General features: G+C 35.1%; 3 protein-coding genes. All 3 read right to left on the bottom strand.

The window, feature by feature from the left end:
- Positions 1-346: 346 nt before the first annotated feature.
- Positions 347-898, bottom strand: a complete 552-nt coding sequence (locus tag FTV37_RS16395; RefSeq protein ID WP_180064281.1) for a plasmid replication DNA-binding protein — start codon at positions 896-898, stop codon at positions 347-349.
- A 49-nt stretch (positions 899-947) separates the two neighbouring features.
- Positions 948-1,865 carry a replication initiation protein RepM gene (gene repM / locus FTV37_RS16390; protein WP_180015784.1) on the bottom strand — a complete coding sequence of 306 codons (918 nt, stop codon included), beginning with the start codon at positions 1,863-1,865 and terminating at the stop codon, positions 948-950.
- 2,571 nt (positions 1,866-4,436) lie between these two features.
- A complete protein-coding gene (locus tag FTV37_RS16385; RefSeq protein WP_157799961.1) occupies positions 4,437-4,625 on the bottom strand; it encodes a hypothetical protein in 189 nt (62 codons plus the stop codon).
- Between the last annotated feature and the right edge of the window lie 225 nt (positions 4,626-4,850).

Genomic DNA, 4,850 nt, shown 5'->3' with positions numbered 1-4,850 from the left:
GATTTAACTAAAAAACTACTTCCAATCACTTCGGAAACTATTGCAAATCCAAGTAATACATAAGCGAGTAACACACTGTTCATAAGTAATCATACCTAAAATACCAATCGGAAGGTATGTTAAATTTTCAAAAAAAAATTATCAATAATTATTTTAGATTTTCTAAAATTAACATAATACACCTTATACGAAATGTGTTATAATTTACTTTGAAATTCATATACTTATTTCAAAGTTTATAGCCCGAACATCCCTGTCCGGGTTTTTTTTATGATTTATCATGTTCCACGCCTACTATTTAATCAATGTTCCACGAGTTTAATAAGCCCAGGTGAACAATCAAGCATTAATCATCATTCAAAACTGCTTTCAGTACTCGACCAAATAGACCGCGTTTTTTAGGTTCTGGTGTTATCGTAGATGTTTGCTGAATAGGCTTATTTTCTATTGGGGTAACTTGTTCTGGTTGTACAGTTTCTTGTAAGTCTGTAGTTGTACGGATTTGTTCATTTGTACTGTAATCCTGACTGTCAGGCTGAATATTTTTAGGTGTATAGCCAAGTGCTAATGTTAGGTTGTCAATTTTATCTTTAAGTTGCTCAATCTCTTTGTACATACGCCTTTCACGTTCTTCGGCAACTGATTTATCATGTCGTAATTCTTCAATCAATTGCTTGTACAGTTCAACTGTAGTGTTGTCAGTTTCCTTACTATCAGGCTTACTGTCAGCCTGACTGTTAGGCATACCGTAAACACGTTGCATTTCACTAAAATCAATGACTTTTCGATTCTTAGAGTCAATTTCATAACTAATAGAACCATTCTTCATACGATCATAAATAGATGTACGAGCGATTCCATATTTTTTAGCTAATTCCGCAACAGTAAATTTAGGCATAGTTCTTTAATTATGGTTTTAGTCCGTCATTACATGAACTGTAATGTACTTAAACGTTAAAACCTAGATCTTTAAGATGTGGAAGAAGTTGTTTTTGTTGTACTGGATCTCTGAGCATATCTTTAATTTTAATGGCTAACTCTTCATAGCTTTCACCTTGATTTGCTAAATGAGACAGTTCATGTAGGCGAGATAATTGATTTCCAAATAAGTTAATTTGTGAGTCACTCATTTGATAAAAAGACTGTTTGAGAGAGTTAGTTTGCTTAGAAGGTCGAGCTTTAGACTTTATAGAAAATTGAATATCAGTGATAACTCGACCTTTCTTAAACTGTTGATAATCAACACTTATATCAGTATGTTTGTTAATTTCATTAATTGCTTTGTCTAAGACATTGGATTTGAAATTAGACATAGTTGAATACTCTTCAACACTAAGTCCAAGCTTTGATCTCAAGTCATTGATGCTGTATTTTTCTGTCTTAGTAACGCTTAACCACTTAATAATAAGTTCATATAAGCGAATACTATATTTACTTTTAAAGTCTGAAACTTGTTCGATATAGTATTTTGTAAATTGCTCACTCAATTTGCTTATTAAGCTAATTACTTCATGACTTAGATATAAAACAATCAAACCGTTATTATCAACATACGTTACTTTATTAACCCAATTGGCAGTCGAAAGAGCCTCTATCCCCTTATACCTATCTAGATAACTAAATTCTCTTCGTTTTAATGTCCTAGCAGCATCTTTAAGCAAGGCATAAGCATTATTACTATCGACTTTAAACTGATGAATATAGTCACTCACTGATACTTCTATCGGGGTATCAGGGGAAAGCTTTTGTGATTCTCTAGCTTCGACTATAGCTAGAAGCATTATTCTTTGTTCTATCAATGATAAATTGAATGAAGCATCAATCAGAGCATTATCTTTTACAACTAACTTATTAGTATTTGTCACAATTCTAAGCTTATTTATTAATCTACATAGGTTATATACCGGCTATTTTAAATAGTCAATAATTTAACTATTCAAATACCCCTTAAACCTATCTTTATAACCCCTTAAACCTATCTTTATAACCCCTTAAACCTATCTTTATAACCCCTTAAACCTATCTTTATAAGCTATTAAATTATTTATTTACAGTCACTTAATGAACTATAAAAGCATTTAAAAACATTAAAAATAATTAAAAGCTTAGGGAATGAAAAATTGCCCTATGTTTTCGCTACGCTCAAACTCTATTGAATCTCGCTTTCGCTCGATTCGAGGGGCAATTTTTGGCTCAGAATTTCGTGACTTTAAAAAAGCAAAAGCACGAATGAATTCGCTACGCTCATAAGTTCTTTATGCTCGCTTCGCTCGGTCTAGACATCATTTTTCTGCAAGTGATTTACTGTTTTTAAGATTTTTATACTAAAAAATTGTTTTCCAGAGAGTCTAGGCGCGACTTTTCGATGTTCGCTCGTAGACACTCGCTCTGAAATTGCGATTAGATGCAAAAAATAGGGGGTATGCGCGATTTTTCACTGATTACTATGAATCTATGTCGATGAGGAAAACGTGCTTAAAACGCAAATGATGAGCTTTCAGGAAAAGGTAAGGCGGCCTCCTAAGGAGACCGCCTTGTTTTTTTGATTTTCCGTGTTCAAATTCACGAAACTAACGCGCTTAACGCTAATCATTTATTGAGTTCGCGACTAGAACGAACTCGCAGTTATCAACTTACGACATTTTCACTGTTTCCAGTGGAAGCGACTCTCATGGATCCTCCATCAAGACTAAGCAGGCCCTGACTTCTACACATCACAAAGTACACACTTCAAATTGTGTTTTAGTTCCACAATCACGATTTTATATAACATCATCCCACTAGAGCCTTGCGGCCCATCATCGCAAAAATCAGTCAGCAGCAGATCCGTCTCCGGAACAACTGGGTTATTTCAAAGCGCAAACTTCAACGTAACCAGCGCTTTTCTTAATGATTACTCATGAAATATTATTCATCCGAGCGCTACATCAGGATGTTTAACGTTTATTCACTTTCTTCCGTGCCAAACAGGCTTGCCGCATTTCATAGCTGCCGAGGTTGCCACACCTCTCCCCTGACAAACTTTGTTTTCTCAGTCCGGTTATGCACCGTATTGCCTTTCGTTCACCCACCCCTTACGTTTTTATTCGCTCGAAGTGACCTAATTAATCTGTAAATAAAACCAAATTAAATCTATTCAGCAACTCTCCCTCTCTCATTAATAAAACCTTATAGCACTCTCGCGTAGTGTTTTCGGTCCACAAGCCTATAGTGTGGAGCCACCACATCTAATCATTGGCTTGAGAGATTCCCACTTTAGCGTTAACAGTCTTTGTCTATTTCGAAAGAAATAGACGGTCAGTACGCTTATCCGTTCCATCTGATATCAGCCATTCCTTTTTTTTGGGATAAGAGTTCCAAAAACTCCCATTATTAACCGATATTAAATTTCATTACGGGTAAAGCACTTAACCTACGCAAAGCAACATGCTTGATCCAATCTCTTGAATCTCCTTAGTGTCACTGTTACAGGCTTGAGCTATCCATAGATCTCAATAACTAATCAAATATGTCATCACGACAAATCAATTTGGTTAATCATTGAGTACCGAGCAGTCCAGATTTCTCCTCGTGCCCCTAGTACCTCGCGATACTCTCATAAGCCCACCTGTGCGCAACGCATACCACCCTGTTAAGGAATTGAAGCGGTAAACGTGTGTTCCTAACGCATCTATCATTCCATGAAGATACTCACACTCTCTGTTAAGCAGGGTTTGCCCTTGTCACCAAGGGTCCCGTTTCAGTGTCGCCCAACTATTTGATCGGCTCACAACGATTTCATACGTCACAGCCAATTAAGAGTGATTGGGTCAAAGAACAGAATCTCACTGTCCAGTGCCCTTCGCAGCCGCACCAACTAGATTTCTCACGTATGCAGCTACACGGTCTTTAGCAATGAGATGGCTGTCTCATGCACACGAACCGAAAAAAAAAGTTTAGAAAGTTTTGCTCGTTGCACGATTAACACAACAAAGCTCATTTCATATTTTGGCAAAGCCATCGTCTCAGGCTTTTTTAAACTTGGCAAATTTTCAGATGTTTTCGCGCACGCAGATCGCAGGAACTCTTATTTATATTCCTGCCATAAAACAGCTGTTTACAAGGAAATTTGCACAAAAATAATCAATAAAAATATATGTTTCAAAGGGGGGCTTTTATGGTTATGGAAAAAAATAGTATTTTGAGTAAAAAACACCCAGTTCTAAAATGAGAATGGATCATTTTTTTAACGATTTATTATCTAAAAATAAGAAGAGCACTGGATGTGCTCTTCTTGGAATTTCGCATAAGAGATTTTATGTTAAATACTTAAAACATCATGCTCTTTTATTTCTAAGAGGCTTTGTTGCAAAAATACCTAAAACTATGATTTTATTATACTTATTTTTTATTAAAATTTTCTTAAACTCCTTAAAAATAAGTATTTTGCAAAATATTTATGCAACAAAGCCTATACATAAGAGCAAACGATCTTCCAACGGTAATTTATGCGGTCGTCCTTTACCAATATGACGAGGTAACTGCTTATTTAGCTCGGCCAACATCAGGTTAAATGTAGCCCAACTAACACCGGTAAGCCTACGAAACTTAACGTCTGATAATTTTTGAATATCTTTGAATTTCATCCAAGGATTATCCTTTGAATTAAATAAGTTTGCTGATTAATTTAAGATCAAATAAATTGTACGTTTTTTGATTTATGACGGAAGTCTATTAACTATATATTATTTCTTAAAAAACTATGTAATATTTAATGGAGTTAATAGGTTGGAATTATGGTAAATGAGTCAAGTGAAAATTTTTAAATATTCTTTTGTAATTTTAGCTGTAGTCTCTGTTTCCGCATATAC

Source organism: Acinetobacter sp. YH16042 (assembly GCF_013417245.1).
Lineage (GTDB): Bacteria > Pseudomonadota > Gammaproteobacteria > Pseudomonadales > Moraxellaceae > Acinetobacter > Acinetobacter amyesii.
This window is presented reverse-complemented; position numbering and strand designations above follow the sequence as displayed.